At 50.2% G+C, this 20,837-nt stretch carries 16 protein-coding genes and 1 riboswitch; of the genes, 4 read left to right on the top strand and 12 right to left on the bottom strand.

Annotation, left to right across the window (positions count from 1 at the left end):
- Nucleotides 1-231: 231 nt before the first annotated feature.
- The 7 genes from DWY93_RS17880 to DWY93_RS12770 all read right to left on the bottom strand — a co-directional run bounded on the left by DWY93_RS17880 (nt 232) and on the right by DWY93_RS12770 (nt 9,976).
- The gene (locus DWY93_RS17880; protein ID WP_015552482.1) at nt 232-2,070 is read right to left on the bottom strand and encodes a substrate-binding domain-containing protein; all 1,839 of its coding nucleotides are present in this window, start codon (nt 2,068-2,070) and stop codon (nt 232-234) included.
- A 124-nt stretch (nt 2,071-2,194) separates the two neighbouring features.
- On the bottom strand, nt 2,195-3,211 hold the full coding sequence (locus DWY93_RS12745) for an ABC transporter permease (protein WP_015552481.1): 1,017 nt from the start codon (nt 3,209-3,211) through the stop codon (nt 2,195-2,197).
- A 14-nt stretch (nt 3,212-3,225) separates the two neighbouring features.
- On the bottom strand, nt 3,226-4,734 hold the full coding sequence (locus tag DWY93_RS12750) for a sugar ABC transporter ATP-binding protein (RefSeq protein WP_015552480.1): 1,509 nt from the start codon (nt 4,732-4,734) through the stop codon (nt 3,226-3,228).
- 78 nt (nt 4,735-4,812) lie between these two features.
- Nucleotides 4,813-5,679, bottom strand: a complete 867-nt coding sequence (locus DWY93_RS12755) for an ROK family protein (RefSeq protein WP_117470461.1) — start codon at nt 5,677-5,679, stop codon at nt 4,813-4,815.
- Nucleotides 5,680-5,850: 171 nt separating this feature from the next.
- Entirely contained in the window at nt 5,851-7,302 is a 1,452-nt protein-coding gene (locus DWY93_RS12760) for an ATP-binding cassette domain-containing protein (RefSeq protein ID WP_117470462.1), read from the bottom strand.
- Complete coding sequence (locus DWY93_RS12765; RefSeq protein WP_347466164.1) at nt 7,293-8,372, bottom strand: histidine kinase; 1,080 nt, start codon at nt 8,370-8,372, stop codon at nt 7,293-7,295. Before DWY93_RS12765 ends, DWY93_RS12760 begins: the two co-directional genes overlap by 10 nt.
- A complete protein-coding gene (locus DWY93_RS12770) occupies nt 8,369-9,976 on the bottom strand; it encodes a response regulator (RefSeq protein WP_117470463.1) in 1,608 nt (535 codons plus the stop codon). The genes DWY93_RS12765 and DWY93_RS12770 overlap by 4 nt, the downstream gene beginning before the upstream one ends.
- Before the next feature lie 158 nt (nt 9,977-10,134).
- A riboswitch (ZMP/ZTP riboswitch) is annotated at nt 10,135-10,214 on the top strand.
- 256 nt (nt 10,215-10,470) lie between these two features.
- Between DWY93_RS12770 and pflB the strand changes: the two genes are divergently transcribed.
- Both pflB and DWY93_RS12785 read left to right on the top strand, forming a co-directional pair.
- Entirely contained in the window at nt 10,471-12,774 is a 2,304-nt protein-coding gene (pflB, locus tag DWY93_RS12780) for a formate C-acetyltransferase (RefSeq protein ID WP_117470465.1), read from the top strand.
- A gap of 210 nt (nt 12,775-12,984) precedes the next feature.
- Entirely contained in the window at nt 12,985-13,779 is a 795-nt protein-coding gene (locus DWY93_RS12785; RefSeq protein WP_117470466.1) for a radical SAM protein, read from the top strand.
- Between the two features lie 67 nt (nt 13,780-13,846).
- On the opposite strand, the gene DWY93_RS12790 is transcribed toward DWY93_RS12785, so the two are convergent.
- From DWY93_RS12790 to DWY93_RS12810, 5 genes are all read right to left on the bottom strand, one after another.
- Entirely contained in the window at nt 13,847-14,263 is a 417-nt protein-coding gene (locus DWY93_RS12790) for a hypothetical protein (protein WP_117470467.1), read from the bottom strand.
- Entirely contained in the window at nt 14,260-15,138 is an 879-nt protein-coding gene (locus DWY93_RS12795) for a DUF3990 domain-containing protein (protein WP_117470468.1), read from the bottom strand. The genes DWY93_RS12790 and DWY93_RS12795 overlap by 4 nt, the downstream gene beginning before the upstream one ends.
- A 576-nt stretch (nt 15,139-15,714) precedes the next feature.
- On the bottom strand, nt 15,715-15,975 hold the full coding sequence (locus DWY93_RS12800; protein WP_147324208.1) for a hypothetical protein: 261 nt from the start codon (nt 15,973-15,975) through the stop codon (nt 15,715-15,717).
- A gap of 89 nt (nt 15,976-16,064) precedes the next feature.
- Nucleotides 16,065-16,778: a response regulator transcription factor gene (locus DWY93_RS12805; RefSeq protein ID WP_117470470.1), complete on the bottom strand. Its 714-nt coding sequence runs from the start codon at nt 16,776-16,778 to the stop codon at nt 16,065-16,067.
- Nucleotides 16,768-17,832 carry a DUF4118 domain-containing protein gene (locus DWY93_RS12810; protein WP_181968545.1) on the bottom strand — a complete coding sequence of 355 codons (1,065 nt, stop codon included), beginning with the start codon at nt 17,830-17,832 and terminating at the stop codon, nt 16,768-16,770. Before DWY93_RS12810 ends, DWY93_RS12805 begins: the two co-directional genes overlap by 11 nt.
- 308 nt (nt 17,833-18,140) lie before the next feature.
- On the opposite strand from DWY93_RS12810, the gene DWY93_RS12815 reads away from it, so the two are divergent.
- Together DWY93_RS12815 and DWY93_RS12820 are read left to right on the top strand one after the other, a co-directional pair.
- On the top strand, nt 18,141-19,457 hold the full coding sequence (locus DWY93_RS12815; RefSeq protein WP_117504737.1) for a hemolysin family protein: 1,317 nt from the start codon (nt 18,141-18,143) through the stop codon (nt 19,455-19,457).
- A gap of 32 nt (nt 19,458-19,489) precedes the next feature.
- Entirely contained in the window at nt 19,490-20,830 is a 1,341-nt protein-coding gene (locus tag DWY93_RS12820; RefSeq protein ID WP_117470472.1) for a potassium transporter TrkG, read from the top strand.
- Nucleotides 20,831-20,837 lie beyond the last annotated feature (7 nt).

Genomic DNA, 20,837 nt, shown 5'->3' on the forward strand with positions numbered 1-20,837 from the left:
GTCCCTGATATGCAGGAACGCCGATCCTTGCGGTCCGGCGTTCCATTGCGTTACATGTTTCAGTAACTGTCCGTCGCGCGGAAGCTACCGTTATTTTAATTCATTTTCGTGCCGGTTTCCAGTTTATTTTTCCAGACCAGCACTCTTCCTGTCATTCAGTTTTTCCGAACTGGGTTCACCAACTCAGGGTTCTTCCTTTGATAGATGGATCTTCCTTTTTACAGTTCTTAATTAGTTCTTCTTCAGAACGGATACACCAGTATCGCTTACAGCGCCGCCGAGTTCTTCTCCCTCTAATGCTCTGACAGCTGCCTTAACGCCCTCTTTACCCATGACATCCGGGTTCTGAGCCATTGTGCAAAGGAGATATCCGTCGTTGATGAGGTTCATGATCGCATCAGATTTATCGAAGCCTACGCCTACGATGTCTGTCTTTCCGGATGCCTTGATGGCATTACCGGTACCGGTTGTGGATCCCTCGTTGCAGCCGAAGATACCGACAACACCCTGTGTGATATAGTTCTCAGCGATGGTCTGGGACTTCGCTGCGTCACCTTCGCCGTACTGGGTCTCCATAAGCTCGTAACCTTTTCCTTCGAATGCGGAACGGAAGCCGGCTTCTCTCTTAACTGTGGAATCTGTTGCTGCGTTTACGTTTACGATACCGATCTTACCGGATGTGATGCCTGCTGCCTCGAGAGCCTTGATCATCTCATCGCCTGCAGTCTTACCGGCTGCCTCGTTGTCTGTGGAGAAGGTTGCCTCTGCCTCCACGTTTGCCGGAGAGTCAACATACACGATCTTCACGCCTGTGGAAGCTGCTTCCTTTAATGCGGAAGAGATCGCATCCGGGCCGTTTGCTGCTACGATGATCGCCTCATAGCCGCCTGCGACTGCGTTGTTCACACACTCGATCTGCTGAGCGTCGTCCTTTGTGTTCGGGGACATGAAGCTCACTGTCACGCCAAGTGCCTTTGCCTCTGCCTGAGCGCCCTCATTTAAGGTTACCCAGTGCTGGTCGATGGAGTCCATGGTGATCAGCGCGATCTTCCAGTCTTTTGTTGCTGTCACATCGGTTGTTCCTGCTGCATCCTCAGTGTTGCCTGCCTTGATGACAGAAACGCCTGTATCCGTTACAAGACCGCCAAATGTCTCACCCTGAAGCGCACGGACAGCTGCCTCAACACCGTCTCTACCCATGAGATCCGGGTTCTGAGCCATTGTGCAGAGAAGATATCCGTCATTGATAAGGTTCATGATCGCGTCGGATTTATCGAAACCAACGCCGATGATACCTGTATTGCCGGATGCCTTGATTGCATTACCGGTACCGGTCGTGGACCCCTCGTTGCAGCCGAAGATGCCGACAACGCCCTGTGTGATGTAGTTCTCAGCGATGGTCTGGGACTTCGCTGCGTCACCTTCGCCGTACTGTGTCTCCATAAGTTCAAAATCGGTTCCTTCGAATGCTTTGCGGAATCCGGCTTCTCTCTTAACGGTGGAATCAGTTGCCGCATTTACGTTTACAATACCGATCTTACCGGATGTAACGCCTGCGTCCTTGAGTGCTTTTAACATCTCATTTCCTGCTGTTGTACCGGCAGCCTCGTTGTCTGTGGAGAAGGTTGCCTCTGCCTCCACGTTTGCCGGGGAATCAACGTATACGATCTTAATGCCCGCGTCCTTTGCTTCCTTCAGTGCGGAAGAGATCGCGTCCGGGCCGTTTGCCGCTACGATGATCGCCTGATAGCCGCCTGCGACTGCGTTATTTACGCACTCGATCTGCTGAGCGTCATCCTTTGTGTTCGGGGACATGAAGCTTACTGTCACGCCGAGCTCTTTCGCCTCTTCCTGAGCACCCTCGTTTAAGGTTACCCAGTGCTGGTCGATGGAGTCCATGGTGATCAGCGCGATCTTATAATCGCCGACTTCTTTGGACGGAGCACCTGTGGTGGACTCTGCCTCTGCAGACGCAGCTGCGGATTCTGCAGGTTTCTGGCTGGAACAGCCGGTGATGCTGGCTGCCGCAAGGGCTGCACAGCTTAACAGTGCCAATACTCTCTTTTTCATAAAAATCCTCCTTAATATTTCTTATATGTAACCCCCTAAAGTTGCCTGGGTTAAATATACTTGATAAAATGTTGTCAGACAGCCAGACGGACTGTGCGCCCGCACGCAAGTAGCAGCTGCGTTTTTACTTAGTGGCTTTCTTTCCAAAGTTTCCGGAACGGACAACTACGTCTAAGAGTACGGAGAATACAACGATGATACCGATGACCAGTCTCTGAATGCCGACCTGTGCACCGATCATGTTCAGTCCGTTCTCAAGTGTCTGCCATACAGCCGCGCCTGCGAATGTACCGAGCAGAAGTCCTGTTCCGCCGAGCGGGGAGATGCCGCCGATAACGCCGGCCGCAACACCGTACATCTCGTACATGTTTCCTGCTTCCATGTTGCCCATTCCTGCCTGTGCGCAGAGGATATAACCAACGACACACGCGCAGACAGCACTTACCAGATATGCCTTAATTGTTGTATTTACAACATTCACACCGGACAGTTTCGCAGCATCCACGTTGGAGCCGATGGCGTAAATATGTCTTCCTGTACGGGTCTTTGAGAGCAGGAAGAAGAAGATCAGAAAGATCACGAGAGCGATCCAGAAGGTGTTGTAAACACCAAGTGTCTTTCCATAATAGAAGAAGTTCTGGAACTTATCTCCTGCTTCCTTTCCGATACCGGTGGCGATGGCGTCCGTGTTTCGGTTATTGTTGACCATGTAGGCAACGCCTCGTGTCACGAACATGGTACCAAGGGTCGCAATAAACGGCGGAAGCTTAAACTTTCCGACTAACATACCGTTTACAACACCTGTGACCAGACAGCATATCATTGCAACTGCGATAGCCACGAACGGGTTCACGCCCATCGCCATCAGGGTTGCCGAGATCATGGCGCTCATTCCGACCATGGAGCCGATGGAAAGATCGATATTTCCGGTGATCAGAAGATAGCTCTGTCCGACGCCGATCAGAAGATATTTTGACATGGATCGTAAAAGGTTCATGACATTCTGTCCGGCAAATACTTTACGGTCGATAAGACCGAACGCTACATAAATAATGATCAGACCTGCGAAGGCGGTGATGACCGCTCCCATTCCGCGCGTTCCCAGGATCCGCTTTACTGCGCTCTGTTTCTTTTCATTCATCATCCTGTCCTCCCTCATCCAACGGCTTTCTTTTGCTCGAACTCAGTTGCGAACTTCAGTACCTCGTTCTGGGTCGTCTCTTTCGCTATGACCTCACCGGTGATCCTTCCGTCACACATGACGATGACACGGTCCGCGATTCCTAAGACCTCCGGCATCTCCGAGGAGACGAACATAACGGCGATTCCCTGTTTCTTCAACTGATTCATCAGGTTGTAGATCTCGACCTTCGCGCCTACGTCGATGCCTCGCGTCGGCTCGTCGAAGATCACGACTCTCGAGTTTCTCGCCAGCCATTTTCCGACAACGACCTTCTGCTGGTTTCCACCGGAGAGGTTGCCCGCATTGACTTCCACCGTCGGGGTCTTGATCAGAAGATCCTTCACTGCTTTCTCACAGAGGTCATCCTCCTGCTTTCTGCTGATAACACCAAGCTTGCTGCAGATCAGATCCAGATTCGGAAGCGCCAGATTGTGGCGGATGCTCAGTTTCGTGCAGAGGCCGTCTTTTTTGCGGTCCTCCGGTGCCAGAACGATTCCGGCTTTGATGGCGTCCATCGGACAACTGATCTTTACCTCTTTTCCATCCAGAAAGATCTCCCCGCTGGTCTTCGGGTCAACTCCGAAGATCGCTCTCGTTGTCTCGGTACGTCCCGCTCCCATCAGTCCCGCGAATCCGACGATCTCGCCCTCATAGAGGGAGAAATTGATGTCGCGGACGAGATGTCCGGCATTTAAGTTTTTCACCTCGAAGATCTTCTTTCCTTTCGGGCAGGAGACTCTCGGGAACTGTTCTTTGATCTCACGGCCGACCATGTTCGCGATGATCTGATCCATAGTCATATCCTTAAAGTTTCCGTCTGTGATATACTGGCCATCCCGCATGATCGTTACACGGTCAACGATGGCCTTGAGTTCCTCCAGACGATGGGAAATATAGACGATTCCGCATCCGTCCGCCTTTAACTGACGGATGATCCGGAACAGCTCTTCGATCTCCTTCGCTGTCAGGGATGAGGTCGGTTCGTCCATGATGAGGATCTTCGCGTGGATCGAAAGTGCTTTTGCGATCTCGACCATCTGCTGCTTGGATACCGGAAGATCGCCGACGGTCTGTCGCGGATCGATATCGATCTTTAAGTCCCCGAGGATCTTTGCCGCTTCCGCTTCCATCTCCCTGTCATTTAAGACGATCCCGTTTACCTTTTCTCTTCCAAGGAACATGTTTTCCGCAACCGATAAATGGCGGCACATGTTTAATTCCTGATGAATGATCGCGACGCCGACGGCCTGTGCCTGTTTCGGAGTCAGATTCTCATATTCCGTTCCGAAGATCGTCATCGTCCCGCTGTCCTTCGTATAGACGCCGCTTAAGATCTTCATCAGTGTGGATTTCCCCGCTCCGTTCTCTCCGAGAAGTGCCATGACCTCACCGGAACGGAGTTCAAAATTCACATGATCTAGGGCTTTTACGCCCGGAAATGTCTTGACGATGTCTTTCATTGAAACAATTACTTCGCCCATCTTCTCCCCCGCTTTCTGTTTACTCCCTTTGCAGCTGTTTTGCATCTTCATCCGGCGTTTGCAGCCACATTTTCGATTTTATTTCGTATGCATCGCAACACTCAGCGCCGCAATATCTCCGATCTTCTCTCCCAGTCCTGCCGGAAAGATCCGGCAGGCCTTCACGTTTCCGGGCAGTGCCTCTTTTTCAATGACGGCTTCCATGCCCGCTTTCATGTACTCTCCGGCCCGCGCGTAGATGCTTCCGATGACGATCGCCTCCGGATTAAAGAGATCGATCAGGATCGCCAGAAGCTTTCCGAGATTTTCGCCGATCTCGTTCCAGAGTGCCAGCGCCTCAGGATCACCTTCCGCCGCCCGTTTTCCGAGTTCTTTTGCAGTTCCTTTTCCGTACTGGGCGATCCCGCCGCCGCTCACATATCCCTCAAAGGATCCGGCTTTTCCGTGACCGATATGTCCGGTCTCAAAGAGTCTTAAATGGCCTGTCTCGCCGGCCATTCCGGTACTTCCTTCATAGAGTCTCCCGTTTAAGATCAGTCCCGCGCCGATTCCCGTTCCGAAGGTGAGAAAGATCATGTTCTCCGTGCCTTTTCCGGCTCCGAACTTCCATTCCGCCACTGCGCAGGCATCCGCATCATTCTTTAGATATGCCGGAATCCCAAACGTTTCTGTGAGCATGTCCGTGATCGGTACTTCGTCCCAGCCCGGAAGGTTCGGCGGTCCTAAGATCACGCCCGTCTTACTGTTTAACGGTCCGCCGCAGCTGACACCAATGGAGGTTACATGCTCATTCATGAGCTCCGAAACGTCCTCAAAGATCTCTTTTAAGGTCTCGTCCTTCGTTTTCGTCGCGAATTTTTTCTTTTCGAGGATATTTCCTGCCGCGTCCCCACGGATCACCGATATCTTCGTTCCGCCGATATCAATCCCTATGTATTCGTTCATATAATCCTCCTGTTAGTTCCATCTTACATGAAAAATCTCCCTCCTAACAGAGGACAATCCTACGGTTATGGGGGACAATATTTTGATGTATACAACAGCCTGATCTTTCTTACGGTCAGCGCAGCGGGGTGCAACGACCTGCTATACAATGTTATTGCCAGAACGAGTGCTCTACCTCACAATACGTTTGAACTCGCTCCTGTCATACGATGCCGCAACTTTCCCCTGCTCCACCACAAGCAGACGGTCGGAAATGTCCATGGTATCTGAGACGCTGGAGGTGATCATAAGGATTGCCGTTCCCTGCTTCTGGATCTCCCGCAGAGCATTTAAGATCTTCATTCTGCAGAACATATCGCCTTTCGCCAGCGGCTGGATACAGACCATGACCCGCGGTCTGAGAAGATTCATCTTATGGTAAAGCAGCGCGAACTGGTCTTCCTGCGGGATATCCCGGACACAGGGCGCATCGATCACCGGCCCTACAAGCGGCAGATACTCCGAGTGGATGCTCTTATAGATCTTCCCCGGGATCAGGCTCTTCTTCAGCTTCCGGTCAAGAAGAAATGTCAGATTCTCCATATAACTCATTTCCAGAAACAAAAGGCGGTTCACCCCGTCTGCCGGAATTACAGCGATCCCCTCATCCAGATAATTCCCTGCTTTTTTCTGCGTATAAGTCACATGATCCACCGTGATCCATCCGGACTTACACCGCATTTTCCCGGTCATAAGGTCCATCATGTCCCCGGCGATCTTATTTTCCTTATCAAGGAGCGTCACACACTCCCCACGGTGTAAAATAAACCTCAACCCGTTCAGATTTCCGGCCCCCACCGTGTGAAAATGCAGGATTCCGTCATCGTTCTCCTGTTCATTTTCCGTCGACAGGATCTTCCATTCCGACGTATAGGGCGCCATGTTCTCGTCCGTCATCTCATCCCGCTCAAAGACCTTGTAGATATACCCGTCAGAAAAAAGGGCCGTCCTGTCCGCGATCTTAAAGAGCTCCTGATGGTGGTTTCCGATATAGAGAACGGATATCCCCTCTTTCCGGATCTTTTTTAACATCCGCTGAAACTTATAAAGCTCATATTCACTCAGGTAGTTTGACGGATTGTCCACGATGACCAGATGGCAGCCGGATAACAGTGCTTTGCCGAGCTCCACAAAGCACCGCTCCAGCTCCGAAAGGTTTTCCACCCGCTTATTGAGCTCGACCTCAAGTCCCTGTTCTTCCATAAACCGTACTGCCTGCTGAAAGATCACCTGTTCGTTGATAAAGTACTTTTTAAAACCTTCCCGCAGGATAAAAAGGTTGTCCACAACGCTTAAGCCCTGCACAAGATGGCTCTTCTGTTCGATGAGCGCCACCTTATTGGACTCCCCGCTGCTGTAAGAGTAGCTGTTTACGATCTTCCCGTCATACCAGACAGACCCCAGCGTAATCGGATCGTTCCGGCAGATCAGATCCACCATCTCCTTCTGGCCTTTCCGGTTCCGCGCCACGAGACCAAAGATCTCACCGGCAAACATCTGGAACTCGAGATTATCTAAAAGCTGCTCCCCGTCCCGTTCCAGACTCACATGGGAAATTCTGAGAAGTTCCTTTCTCACCGCCATCCCCCCTGCCTGTTTTCTTCCCGCACAAGAGGAAGCTCTACCACAACATCGGTTCCGACTTCCTCTTTGCTGTAGACATGGATGCCATATTCCTCGCCAAAAAGCAGTTTGATCCGTCGGTTGACGTTCACGACGGCGATTCCGCCTCTGGTCTGCTTTTTCTCCCCGTCTTTTTCCGGGTCGTCCGTCTCGTCGCCCAGGCGGCGCAGTTTTTCATTCAGTTCCTTTAACTTCGCGTCCGTCATTCCCTGTCCGTCATCGGAGATTCTGATATAAAGCCGTTCCTCGCTGGCACTAATGCGGATCACGAGGTGGCCTTTCCCGATCTTTCTCTCGATTCCATGATAGATGGAGTTTTCCACGATCGGTTGAAGTGTCAGTTTCGGAAGCTTACACTGTAAAAAGTCCATTTCACTGAAATCATCGTCCCCGTCCCGCTCGTAGCGGATGCTGAGATCCAGTTTTGAACCGAAACGGAACTGCTGGATATAATAGTAATTTTCGATATTGGCCAGTTCGTCCTCCAGCGTCACAAGGTTTTCCAGATCTGAGATCGTGTACCGGAAGAAGGTCGCCAACGCCTCCGTCATCTCCGCGATACTGTCAAGCCCCGCAATCAGCGCCTCGCTTCGGATTCCCTCCAGTGTATTGTAGAGGAAATGTGGGTTGATCTGGTTCTGAAGTGCCAGATACTCCGCCTGTTTTTTCGAGATCGCAATCAGGTTGCTGCGGTCGATGATCTCGTTTAAGCGCAGAATTGCCTGCTCGCTCTCCGGTGAAAACGGATAGCGGACCTTGAACAGGTCTTCCATGACGTATCCCATGACAAACTGCTCGTATATCTTCCTCGTCTCCCTGTACGGCACAAGAACCAGGCGATGGACCGCTGCCGCCAGAAGGACAAAAAGTACGGTAAAGGCCGCCGGAATCGTAAACGGCCGCATCTCCCGAATGCAGACAGTCCACATCTCCACGAGGAATGCCCCGATCAGCCCGGCCGCGAGAAGTGCGCACCATTTGATCCGGACGGACAGGTAATTTTTCTCATCGGTATGTTTCTTCTCCATCATGAGTACAGCTTTCTGTATTCCTTGGGCTTTAAGCCCGCATATTTTGTAAAGGTCTTCGTGAAATACCGCACATCACTGTAGCCGACCTTCCCGCAGATATCGGCCACCGTGTCATTTGTCTCCTTTAAGAGCTTTTTTGCCATGTCCATGCGAACCTTCGAGAGGTATTCCAGAAACGTCATCCCCGTATCCTTTTTAAAGATCGTGCTAAGGTACGTCGGGGAGAGATCCACAACCTGACTGAGTTCTTCCAGCGTCAGCGGCTCTTCAAAATGTTCTTCCACATACTTTTTCACCACGCGGATCGGCCGGTTTTCGTCCTGTCTCTTTAATCTCGCCGCCTTCTCGTAGGAGGTCGTGATCCGTCTCGTCAGATAATCGAAAAGCTCCGCCGCATCTGCACAGTTGTCGGCACTGACGCTGAAGTTCTCCATAAAGTTCTCTTCCACCGGAAGGCGGTACTTTTTCATAAAAAACAGGTACTGGTTGCAGATCTCCTTCGTCATCTGAAGGATCTCATGACCGCTGATCTCCTTTTCAGCCAGCATTTTCGTTTTCAGATAGATCAGTTCTTCCCGCACTGCAAAGGAATCCAGACTCTCGAGCGTGTGGGCGATCCGGTCATTAAATTTCGCGAAGATCTCACTGTCCGCGAAGGACTCCCCGCTTTCGATCTTTCCTTCCATCAGCTTTCCCGTTCCTGCGAGCAGCCGCTCCTCGATGAGGAGTCTGGCATTTTTCAAGGAACTGCCGATCTCCGGGAGACTTTCCACGCCCTCTCCGAGTGCCAGCGTCACCGACAGGTTCTTTAAAATATCCCCCTGGACCCGGATTTCCGAGAGCAGGCCTTTCATCTGTCTCCGGATCTGCATCCGGTCCTCTGCGTCATAATTTAACAGAAAGAAATGGAATCCGTTGAGCTCCGTATTCTCTGTCTCCATAACATAGTCTTTTAAAAATCTTTCCGCCGCAGACTGGACTTTCTCCGCCATAAACTGGACATTCTGCTCCTCGTCGCAGACACGCCCATCCAGTTTTAAGATGGCGATGCAGAATTCCCCCGGCTCAAAACGATAGTGAAATTCCCGGTTGATCTCCAAAAGCGGCTGCGACAGGGTCTCCTTATTTCTTCTCCCCACAAGATCCTGTAAAAAGGCCTGTCTCAGGTTCTTCTCATCGCTTCTGATCGCCAGTCTGGTCTTCTCCTCCTGGCTCAGCTGTTCCGTCTGTGCCCGGAAACGGGTGCTGAGGCGTTTTAATGTCTCCGTCAGCTCGTCCTTTTTTATCGGTTTTAAGAGATACGCATTCACCCCGTACCGGATCGCCATCTGCGCGTATTCAAAATGGCGGTAACCGCTGATGATCACAAACTCTGCCTTTGGAGCTTCCTCTTTTCCCAACCGGATCAGGTCCAGCCCGTCATATCCCGGCATCCGGATATCCGTGATCACGATATCCGGGTGAAATTCTTTTATTTTTTCCAACGCCTCGATCCCGTTCTCGGCAACTGCGACAACCTCCATCCCAAGCGCATCCCAGTCCACAAGCTTCTCGATCAGCTGGCACACCTTGCTCTCGTCGTCGGCGATCAGTACTCTCAGCATCCGCAATTCCCCCCTGTTTCCCCCGAAAGTAATATAATTTCATTGTACCCCGCATGGGACATTTCCGTCAACCCATATGAATTACTGCCCTTTGCGTTTTTGGTCAGACCTTTTATTTCCACTTGACTTCCCCCACAACATCTGGTATATATAGCTTATACCGATCATATGACTGACGGATAAGTGGATAAACCACGTGAAGTATGATCGAAGAAAGCCGACCGTCTGGGCAATCATAGCGCAGACCGTGGGCTGTTTTTTTGCCCTTTTGTCTGATGGCGCATTCTGCGCCGCGCTGTGATTCTGTAACAGCTGAGATCTCCCTAAAGAGAAAATTTCCCATATGACGGATTTTGATAATGGTTCTCATTTAAAGTATTGTTTTTTCCTGTCACGATCTGTTATAATGGCGAAGCATTTCTTCACAACCGAAGATTTCAGAATGATCCCTTTTTAACAATATGTAATAGTAATGGAAACAAGGAGGAACCACCATGTCTGAACAGAATACCAGAAACGGAAGCGCTGATGTTTTCAAAAAAGCCTGGAGAGGATTCCAGGGCGCAAAATGGACCGACGAGGTCAATGTCCGCGAATTCATCCAGAATAACTATACCCAGTACGACGGAACCGAGGATTTCCTTGCAGCTCCGACCGAAGCTACCGATAAACTCTGGGGGCGTCTTCAGGAACTCCAGAAAGAGGAGCGCAAAAAAGGCGGCGTTTTAGAGTGCGAGACTGAGATCGTGTCCAGCCTGACCTCCTACGGCCCGGGCTACATCGACGAAAGCTTAAAGGATCTCGAGACCATCGTCGGACTCCAGACAGACAAGCCGTTAAAGCGTGCCTTCATGCCTTACGGCGGAATCAAGATGGCTGAGGAAGCAGCCGAGACCTACGGCTACAAGGTAAATGAGAAGTTCCACAAGATCTTCACAGAGTACCACAAGACACACAATCAGGCAGTCTTTGACGCTTACACACCGGAGATGAAAGCTGCCCGCCACTGCCATATCGTAACCGGTCTTCCGGACACCTACGGCCGCGGACGTATCGTCGGTGACTACCGCCGCGTGGCCCTCTACGGTATCGACTTCCTGATCGAAGAAAAAAAGAAAGACCTGGATCTCTGTGGAAACGGCGCAATGTACGATGAGATCATCCGCCAGAGAGAGGAGATCGCAGAGCAGATCCGTGCCTTAAAGGGTATGAAAGAGATGGCAAAGATCTACGGCTATGACATTTCCGCTCCGGCAACAAACGCAAAAGAGGCGATCCAGTGGCTTTATTTCGGCTATCTTGCCGCTGTTAAGACTCAGAACGGCGCAGCTATGAGTGTCGGACGTATCTCTACCTTTATCGATATCTACGTAAACCGTGACCTCGAGGAAGGTACACTTACCGAGTCCCAGGCACAGGAACTGATCGACCATATGACCATGAAGTTCCGTATGGTGAAATTCGCAAGAATCCCGTCCTACAACCAGCTCTTCTCCGGTGATCCGGTTTGGGCGACACTGGAAGTTGCAGGTCTCGGACAGGACGGACGTCACATGGTAACAAAGACAGACTTCCGTTTCCTCCATACTTTAGAGAACATGGGCCCGTCCCCGGAGCCGAACCTGACTGTACTTTACTCCTCCCGTCTCCCGGAGAATTTCAAAAAGTACGCGGCAAAGATCTCCGTTGATACATCCTCGATCCAGTATGAGAATGATGATGTGATGCGTCCGGTATGGGGCGATGACTACAGCATCTGCTGCTGCGTATCCGCTACCCAGACAGGTAAGGAGATGCAGTTCTTCGGTGCCCGCGCAAACCTTGCAAAGTGCCTGCTCTACGCAATCAACGGCGGTAAAGACGAGAAGTACAAGACAAAGGACGGAAAGCCGATGCAGGCTGGTCCGGAGTACGCACCGATCACCTCCGAGTATCTTGATTATGACGAGGTGATGCATAAGTATGACCTGATGATGGACTGGCTGGCAGGAATCTATGTAAACATCCTGAACCTGATCCAGTATATGCACGATAAATATTACTATGAGGCAGCCGAGATGGCTCTCATCGATACCGATGTACGGCGTACCTTCGCAACCGGTATCGCAGGCTTCTCCCACGTGGTAGACTCCCTCTCTGCGATCAAGTACGCAAAGGTAAAGGTTGTCCGCGACGAGAACGGTATGGCGACAAGCTTCGTAACAGAGGGTGATTTCCCGCGTTACGGAAACGATGACGACCGTGCGGATGATATCGCGGTTTGGCTGTTAAAGACATTCTTAAAGAAGGTTAAAAAGTACCACACCTACAGAAATTCCGAGCCGACTACTTCGATCCTTACGATCACATCCAATGTGGTTTACGGTAAGGCAACAGGTGCTCTCCCGGATGGCCGTGCGGCATTTACACCATTTGCTCCGGGCGCTACACCGTCCTACGGTGCTGAGCAGAATGGTCTTCTCGCTTCCTTGAACTCCGTTGCAAAGCTTCCGTATGAGTACGCTCTCGACGGAATCTCCAACACTGAGACGATCGCTCCGGGTGCACTCGGACATTCTGAGGATGAGAGAAAGAACAACCTTGTCCATGTTCTCGACGGATATTTTGATCAGGGTGCTCATCATCTTAACGTGAATGTATTCGGTCTTGATAAGCTGAAGGACGCGATGGAACATCCGGAGAAACCGGAGTATGCAAACTTCACGATCCGTGTTTCCGGTTATGCTGTTAAATTCATTGATCTGACAAGAGAGCAGCAGCTGGATGTCATTGCAAGAACCTGCCATGAGGCAATGTAAAAAAATATATTTCTTCTTAAAATGAGTCAGGATATACCTCGCAGGTCTGACTGTTACCACATCAGTCTCTGTGAACATGGACTTCGACTCACATAACAAAAATCAGCCGGGAACCTGATGTTCCTGGCTGATCTTAGATTATGAATGATATACCCGCACCGCACTTTTTGAATACACCAATCGATCGAATCATCGAGAAAGGAATCTGATATGGAAACAACAGGCTACATTCACTCCATCGACAGTTTTGGCTCCGTAGACGGTCCCGGCGTCCGCTTTGTGACATTTCTTCAGGGCTGCCATATGCGGTGCCGGTACTGCCATAACCCGGACACCTGGAAATTGGCCGGAAACCGCGCGGATGCCTGTCCTCAGTCCGGCGATCCTGCCTCTGCCGCTTCCGGCTGCAATTATAAAGAAATGACCCCGTCCGCCCTCTTAAAGCAGGCGCTTCGCTATGAACGCTACTGGGGAAAAGAAGGCGGGATCACTGTCAGCGGCGGCGAACCGCTCTTACAGCTCGATTTCATGACGGAGCTTTTCCGCCTTGCAAAAGAAAACGGTGTCGGCACGGTGCTTGACACTGCGGGACAGCCGTTTACAAGAACAGAACCATTTTTCTCAAAACTTTCGTCTCTCATGGAGAACACGGACCTTGTAATGCTCGACTTAAAACACATCGATCCGGAAAAACACCGCGCGCTCACCGGTCACACCAACGAGAACATCCTGGACTTCGCCAGATACTTAAACGAGATCGGCAAACCCATGTGGGTCCGCCACGTCCTCGTCCCAGGCGTGACCGACGATGAAGAAAACCTTCGCGGTATCCGCGCGTTTTTAGACACACTGTCCAACGTGAAAAAGGTGGAAGTTCTCCCGTACCATACGCTCGGGATCTACAAATGGGAGTCACTCGGCATCCCGTATACCTTGAAAGATGTGGATCCACCGACGGCGGAATCGGTGAAGCGGGCGGAGGAGATTCTGGGGTGTCAGAAATAAGTTTTGCTAATAAAACACGTACTGTCTAAAGTTGATTTTATCCGACTTAAACCAGTACGTGTTTCTTTTATCTTTTCTGATTATAAATTTCCTTCAGATTCTCGATCGCAAGAACCGGATCCATCGTATGAAACATCATGTAATTTCGTTTCATAACTTCGACCGGCGCTTGTTTATATATCTTTCTGCTGTCCTCACCGCTGTAATAATGCCAATAACGGTAAATATAACCGATCCAATACAGAACATCTTTTGAATATACTTCTCCGCCGACTAAACTTTCTATCTTGGAATTTCCAATGACCTCATCTAAAAGATACTCTTCTCCTGCCCATTGCATACGATTATACTCAGAATCCAATGCTTTTGCCGTTTCAGAATTCATGAACAATTTAATAAATTCCATACTACTGTAATTATGATCAGCTGACAGTTCAAAAAGTCTTCCCTGTATGTCACAGAGTTTTAAAGCTATCTCATTCATTGTTTTCCTCCGGCTTTGGCGTTATCCAGGATTTCATCAAAAAATAGTCCCTCACGGCGATAATTCTTACAGATATCGTTTGCAAGAGAAACTCCCCGTGCACGATTTTCCTCTGCAACCTCCTTAATAAATGCTCTCTCCAAATAGGAAAGCTCTATTTCCGATTCAATATGGATTGCATCACATCCTCTTTGTGACACCGCAACGTACTGACTTCCCAATTGCAATGCAGAAAGACTGTGCACCGATGCTGCATCTGTGATATTTCCAATAAAGAAATTATCAATCACATAAAACATCCTGTCATTTGCAATGCTTCCAATAAGCAGATCTTTTCCGGCTGCCATATTCCGATACTTGTTATAAAATTCAGTATCCTTTATGCTCTCCATTCTTCCCCTGTTATATGCTACAAGCATTGCCCACTCAATATCTGCTGGTACATTCAGCAATTTAAGCTCATTCACATCGACAGAAACGATATAAAATTTTGATTTTTCATAGTCACAAATCAGTGTCAACGCCTGACCTGGATCTGTTCCCATATAAAAGCCTCTGCCAAAATCACACTGTTTCCGGCTCTTCGGCTCAATAACTCCTTCTATGCCGGATTTCGATCCATGATAAAGCAGCACCTTTCCGTGAACAGCTTCTATTTTTTTTGCCGCTTCCGCAATTTTCTCCAACGTCATATCATAAACCGGAACTGCCCGTGCCTTACACAGCTCATGCAATCTCATCTGCGCCAGTTTATTAGGAACAGCCCGGCCGTTTTCCCAGCGGTTCACGGTTGCAAAAGACACATTCATATGCTCTGCGAACTCGGTCTGACTCATGTTCAAATAAAACCTGATTTTTTTAATCAAATTTTTCATGTCGCTTCTCCAAAATATAACATTATTTATAATGTAAAATATATCAGATGTTATGTTTCGTGTCAATGTATCTACCAGAATCCACTTCATACCATGCTGTCAATATGTTGTCGTTTATTCTTTGCATCTTTTTTACTTCTCTCGAAACACGATAAATATCTGTTTGTGAACTACATCGGCAATTGAATTACCGAGCATCTGATTACGAAGCATAACTTCGTCGAAAGCGAGCCTGTTTCTGTAAGTCTCCGCAAACGCACAAATGCCGATAAAGCTTGATAGGACAGGCATTTTCGGTTGAAGTCAAAACATATAAGTTTCTATTTCCCTACGCATCCCCACGCAGAAATGGCGTAAAAATGGCGTAGAGGAACCGGCGATACGCAGTTGCGAAAATCGCCTGCTGCAACATTACTAAGAATATTCAAGCTGCCCTGCGCACAAGCAGGGCAGCTTTTTTATCTGCGCACCGGCGTGGAGAGATACAAGGCGTTTCACTCTGCGTTCGTTTGCGTCGCAGTGTCCGGTGCGAAATATTTCCGCCATGGGAAGCGGTCGCAAAATGTCCAGTGCTCTTCATAGAACGCGGAGAATCGCCCGATGACATAGCCGTTGATCAGCGCGCACAGCCTGCAAGCAGTATTCCGCCATGCCGAAGGTGACGAAGCTCCACACGGGAGACAGCCAACGGTAAAGAAGGTATGCAGGCGCGACCACCATGGAAACGCCGAAGTCGGCCTTTTCCATCAGGACAACGCCCCGCGCGACAAATACGATGCCGAATACATAGGCAAGCTCCGTGCTGAATGTTCTCTTCATTTTTGATCCTCCAAACAAAAAATGAGCCTTCTCCGTTTGGTATAGAAACGGAAAAAGCTCATTTATATTGTACCACGCCTGTCAAGCGGCGCAGAACTTTGGCAACGCTATGCCTCATCCTCCGCCAGCATCCGGTATCCGACGCCAAGCTCATTGATGATGTAGCGCTTTTCACCGGGCGTCACGCCCATTTTCTTGCGGATGTTCTTCATGTTGACTTGCAGCTTCTTGACGCTACCATAGTCTGAATACCCCCAGACCGAGCGGATGATGGCGGCATACGTCAGCACCTTTCCCGCATGGACGGAGAGAAACGCCATGATGTTGTACTCCGTCTGAGTCAGGTCAATCTCCTCTTTGCCAACAAAGACCTGCCGCGTATCATAGTCGATCAGCAGATCCTGAAGGTGGAATTTTCCGCCGGGGGAGCTTTCTTCCTCTTCACTGTGCCGATGACTGCGGAGAACGGCGCGGATACGGGCCAGCAATTCCTCCGTGCCAAAGGGCTTGGTGATATAATCATTCGCCCCCAGATCCAGGGCTTCCACCTTATCCCGCTCGTTGGAACGGGCGGAGAGCACAATGATGGGCACGGTGTCCGATTCCCGGACTTTCTGAATCAAGTCCAAACCATCCCGATCCGGCAGGCCGAGATCCAGAACGATGAGATCCGGACGATGGGAGGCGTACATCATTATGCCGAGCGCACAGGTCTCCGCGCAGAGCACCTGATAGTCGCTGGTTTCCAGATTGGCTTTGATAAAGCTTCGGATGTTGGCCTCGTCCTCTACGATCAGGATCTTGTACTTGTTATTGCCCATCGTCCTCACCCCCTCTTTCCAGCGCAAAGCGGAATACCGCACCGCCGCCCTTTCTGTTTTCTGCGGTAATGTCACTGCCGTGCGCTTTGACGATGGCAACGCACACAGATAGCCCGATCCCCATATTGCTGCGTGTCCCGTCCACCGGCGCGGCGGACTTTTCATAGCTCCCGCTGAAAATCTTTTGGAGCGCATCCTCCGGAATGCCGCAGCCGTTGTCGGCGACCTCAAATACCGCCTTGTCTCCCACGAGAGAAACGGAAAGCATCAGCTCCGTCATGCCTTTTGCATGGAATACAGCGTTTTCCAGAAGATTCAGCAGCACTTGCTCGATGAGAAGCGAGTCCATGGGAATATCCACAAACTCGTCCGGTATCTGCGTGATGACCTTCTGGTTCGGATGCTTTTTGGAAAACTTCATGAGAACCGAGTCGATCAGCTCATCCAGAACAGTCGGCGTCTTCACAACCTCGACCTTTGCACCGTCGATCCTTGTGACGGACAGGAGATTTTCGACCATGCGGATGAGCCACTCGCTGTCCTCCTGAATTTCTCCCAACAGCTTGAGCTGCTGCTCCTTTGGCAGCGCGTCATACTTGGAGATCAGCGTGGAGGATGACCCGTATATGGAGGTGAGGGGCGTGCGCAGATCATGGGAGATTGCCCGCAGCAGATTGCCCCGCATTCTCTCCTTTTCATTTTCTGAGCGCAGCTTCTCCTGATCGCGGATGCGAATGTTCAGAGTACTGGTGGAAACGGCGACGATGAGCATGATGACGGCGGACAGGATACTTTCCTCCACAAAAAAGTCGAAGGCATAATAGGGATAGGTGAAGGCGAAATTCACCGCAAACACACTGACGATAGCCGAAGTGATGCCATAGCAATACCCATGCGTTTTCAGCGAGATCAGAAACACGCCGAACACAAAGATCATGGGCACCAGCGTCTGCGTGGTAAAGAGCTTCTGAATCAGCAAATTGACGGCAAAGGCGCTGCCAAAAATAATGATTGAAAATAAAATATCCTTTTGTCGTTGACGGTTCTTCATCATGTTTCTCCTGTACGATACTGCGACATTATTATACCGCAGAAACGGAAACGCTTCAAGATTTCTCACAGGGGGATATTGCGCCGCACTTGTTTCTTTACCGAATCTACACCGGAGAAATGCTATGATGTAAGCACATAGCAAAAAGGAGGAAGAAAACCGTGGAAAACGACAGTAGCGACAACAACGGTAACCGCTCTTATATGGTCTGTTCGTATGTGGCATATCTATGCCCTTTGCTGCGGTATCGGGTATAGGCGTGTCTTTTTTGCTTGGTACGATAATACGAACAGAACATAAAGGAGTTTTATATGAGTTATTCTATTGCATCTTTGCTGCTGATACAGATTATTTTGATTGCATTAAATGCCGTGTTCGCCAGTGCAGAGCTGGCTGTATTGTCTGTAAACGAATCGAGAATCAATCGCCTTGCCGAACAGGGAAGCAAAAAAGCAAGGCGATTGAGAAAGCTCACAAAAGAACCGGCGAAATTTCTGTCTACAATTCAAATTGCTATTACATTGTCCGGTTTTCTTGGCAGTGCATTTGCAGCCGATGGCTTTTCAGACCCGCTTGTTGATTGGCTTATCGGTCTCGGCGTGACGCTGCCCCGAAACACGCTGGATACTTTGTCCGTAATTTTTATTACGCTTGTTCTTTCTTACTTCACGCTGATTTTTGGAGAATTGGTTCCCAAGCGAATTGCCATGAAAAAAGCGGAGGCATTGTCGCTTAAGGTGTCGGGTATTGTCAGCGGAATCTCGATCCTGTTTAAGCCGATTGTGTGGCTGCTATCCGTTTCAACAAATGCCGTGCTGAAAATGCTTGGTGTCGATCCTGATGAATCAGAGACACATATTTGCGAAGAAGATATACGTATGATGGTTGAAACAGGTGGTGAAACCGGGGCGATAGATAAAGATGAGCAGAATTTTATACAAAACGTGTTCAAGTTTGACGACCTGTCGGCCAGAGAAATCCTTACGCATCGCACAGACCTGATCATGCTTTGGTTGGAGGATACAGACGACACATGGGAGAAAATCATATGCAGCAGCAACTTTTCACGGTATCCCGTTTGTGACGGCTCCCCTGACAAAGTTGTGGGCGTGCTGAATGCAAAGGTTTATCTGAGAGAAAAGGACAGAAGTCGGGAGAAGGTTATGCGTTCAGCGCTGGAACTGGCCTACTTTGTACCGGAAACGGTGAAAGCCGATGTTCTATTTCGGAACATGAAGCAGACGCATACTACATTTGCTTTTGTTTTGGACGAATATGGCGGTCTGACCGGCATTGTTACAATGCATGATTTGATTGAAGAACTGGTCGGTGAAATTTGGGACGAACATGACGAGGTGGAAGAAGATTTTGAAAAGCTGGACGAGAATACCTACCGCGTGGACTGCTCCGTCAGCTTGGAGGATTTTATGGAATTCTTTGATGTCAAGCTGGAATCGGACAGCGTTTCCGTTGGCGGATGGGTCATGGAGCAGCTCAATAGAGCCCCCATCAAGGGAGACTCCATCACCGCACAAAATTTGGAGATCACAGTCTCCGGGCTGAGCGCATATCGGGTATCCTCTGTCACAGTCAGGCGATGCGGCGTATGTTTGGCCTGCGCACAATAAATCCATCGCACGATTCACAAGGAGTGAGGAAGATGTCAGAAGAAATGGTTTGCAGAAAGCGTCGTCTTTCGTCTTTTCAGATCATCATATTGGGCTTTGCAGGGGTGATCCTGCTGGGCGCGCTGCTGCTGATGCTGCCAATTTCTGCGACAGCTCGGTGTGTAACGCCGTTCAATGAAGCGCTGTTTACCGCGACCTCCGCTGTTTGTGTAACGGGTCTTGTGGTGCAGGATACCGGCAGCTATTGGTCGGCCTTTGGTCAAGCGGTGATCCTGACGCTGATTCAGATAGGCGGGCTTGGTGTTGTCACCGTGGCGGCATCGTTTGCACTGCTGTCCGGGCGAAGGATCTCTCTGATGCAGCGCAGCACCATGCAGGACGCCATCTCAGCGCCGAAGGTAGGAGGGATCGTCCGGCTGACACGGTTCATCCTGCGGGGAACACTTTTGATCGAACTGATCGGTGCGCTTGCCATGCTGCCGGTGTTTTGCCGCGACTATGGATGGCACGGGATCTGGTTGGCGGTATTTCACTCCATCTCCGCCTTTTGCAACGCAGGGTTTGACATTCTGGGAACAAACAACAACTTGTATCCGTCCCTTACCGGTTACGTCCAAAATCCGGTGATCAATATCACGATCATGCTGCTGATCATAACCGGCGGCATCGGATTCTTAACGTGGGATGACATTTGCGAAAACAAGCTGCACATCCACCGTTATCGAATGCAGAGCAAGGTCATTCTCGTTACAACACTCGTGCTGATCGTCCTTCCGGCACTGTTTTTCTTCTTTGTGGACTTTGATGCCCTTCCCCGCGGAGAGCGGGTTCAGGCAGCCTTGTTCCAATCGGTCACGCCGAGAACGGCGGGCTTCAACACGGTAAATCTATCCGCGATGTCCGGTGCGTCGCAGGGCATGATGATTCTTCTGATGCTCATTGGCGGTTCTCCCGGCTCCACGGCAGGCGGCATGAAAACCACCACGCTGGCAGTTCTGCTTGCCAATGCTGCCGCAACCTTCCGTCAGCGGGACAGCGCCCAATTCTTTGGGCGCAGAGTCGATTGCGGTGCCGTCAAAACCGCTGCGACCATTCTGACGATGTACCTTGCGCTGTTCTTTGGGGGAGCCGTCTTTATCAGCGTGTATGAGAATCTTCCGCTGTCCCCCTGCCTATATGAAACCGCGTCGGCGGTGGGCACCGTGGGACTGACTCTGGGTATTACGCCGCAGCTGCACATTCCCTCGCAGGCGGTATTGATCGCGCTGATGTATCTGGGCAGGGTCGGCGGACTGACGCTCATTTATGCGGCGGTGTCCAGCAAAAAAAGCGGCAATGCAAAGCTGCCGCAGGAAAGAATTACGATTGGATAAGTAAAGG

Origin of the sequence: Clostridium sp. AF28-12, assembly GCF_003435225.1 — a bacterium.
In the GTDB taxonomy this organism is placed as follows: domain Bacteria; phylum Bacillota; class Clostridia; order Lachnospirales; family Lachnospiraceae; genus Pilosibacter; species Pilosibacter fragilis.

Coding starts and splice junctions, on each gene's coding strand:
- DWY93_RS12750 (WP_015552480.1), bottom strand. CDS start 4,734: ATGGGCGAAGTAATTGTTTCAATGAAAGACATCGTCAAGACATTTCCG.
- DWY93_RS12760 (WP_117470462.1), bottom strand. CDS start 7,302: ATGGCGGTGAGAAAGGAACTTCTCAGAATTTCCCATGTGAGTCTGGAA.
- DWY93_RS12820 (WP_117470472.1), top strand. CDS start 19,490: ATGTCAGAAGAAATGGTTTGCAGAAAGCGTCGTCTTTCGTCTTTTCAG.
- DWY93_RS12745 (WP_015552481.1), bottom strand. CDS start 3,211: ATGAATGAAAAGAAACAGAGCGCAGTAAAGCGGATCCTGGGAACGCGC.
- DWY93_RS12765 (WP_347466164.1), bottom strand. CDS start 8,372: ATGATGGAGAAGAAACATACCGATGAGAAAAATTACCTGTCCGTCCGG.
- DWY93_RS12795 (WP_117470468.1), bottom strand. CDS start 15,138: ATGAAAAATTTGATTAAAAAAATCAGGTTTTATTTGAACATGAGTCAG.
- pflB (WP_117470465.1), top strand. CDS start 10,471: ATGTCTGAACAGAATACCAGAAACGGAAGCGCTGATGTTTTCAAAAAA.
- DWY93_RS17880 (WP_015552482.1), bottom strand. CDS start 2,070: ATGAAAAAGAGAGTATTGGCACTGTTAAGCTGTGCAGCCCTTGCGGCA.
- DWY93_RS12790 (WP_117470467.1), bottom strand. CDS start 14,263: ATGAATGAGATAGCTTTAAAACTCTGTGACATACAGGGAAGACTTTTT.
- DWY93_RS12785 (WP_117470466.1), top strand. CDS start 12,985: ATGGAAACAACAGGCTACATTCACTCCATCGACAGTTTTGGCTCCGTA.
- DWY93_RS12815 (WP_117504737.1), top strand. CDS start 18,141: ATGAGTTATTCTATTGCATCTTTGCTGCTGATACAGATTATTTTGATT.
- DWY93_RS12805 (WP_117470470.1), bottom strand. CDS start 16,778: ATGGGCAATAACAAGTACAAGATCCTGATCGTAGAGGACGAGGCCAAC.
- DWY93_RS12755 (WP_117470461.1), bottom strand. CDS start 5,679: ATGAACGAATACATAGGGATTGATATCGGCGGAACGAAGATATCGGTG.
- DWY93_RS12770 (WP_117470463.1), bottom strand. CDS start 9,976: ATGCTGAGAGTACTGATCGCCGACGACGAGAGCAAGGTGTGCCAGCTG.
- DWY93_RS12810 (WP_181968545.1), bottom strand. CDS start 17,832: ATGATGAAGAACCGTCAACGACAAAAGGATATTTTATTTTCAATCATT.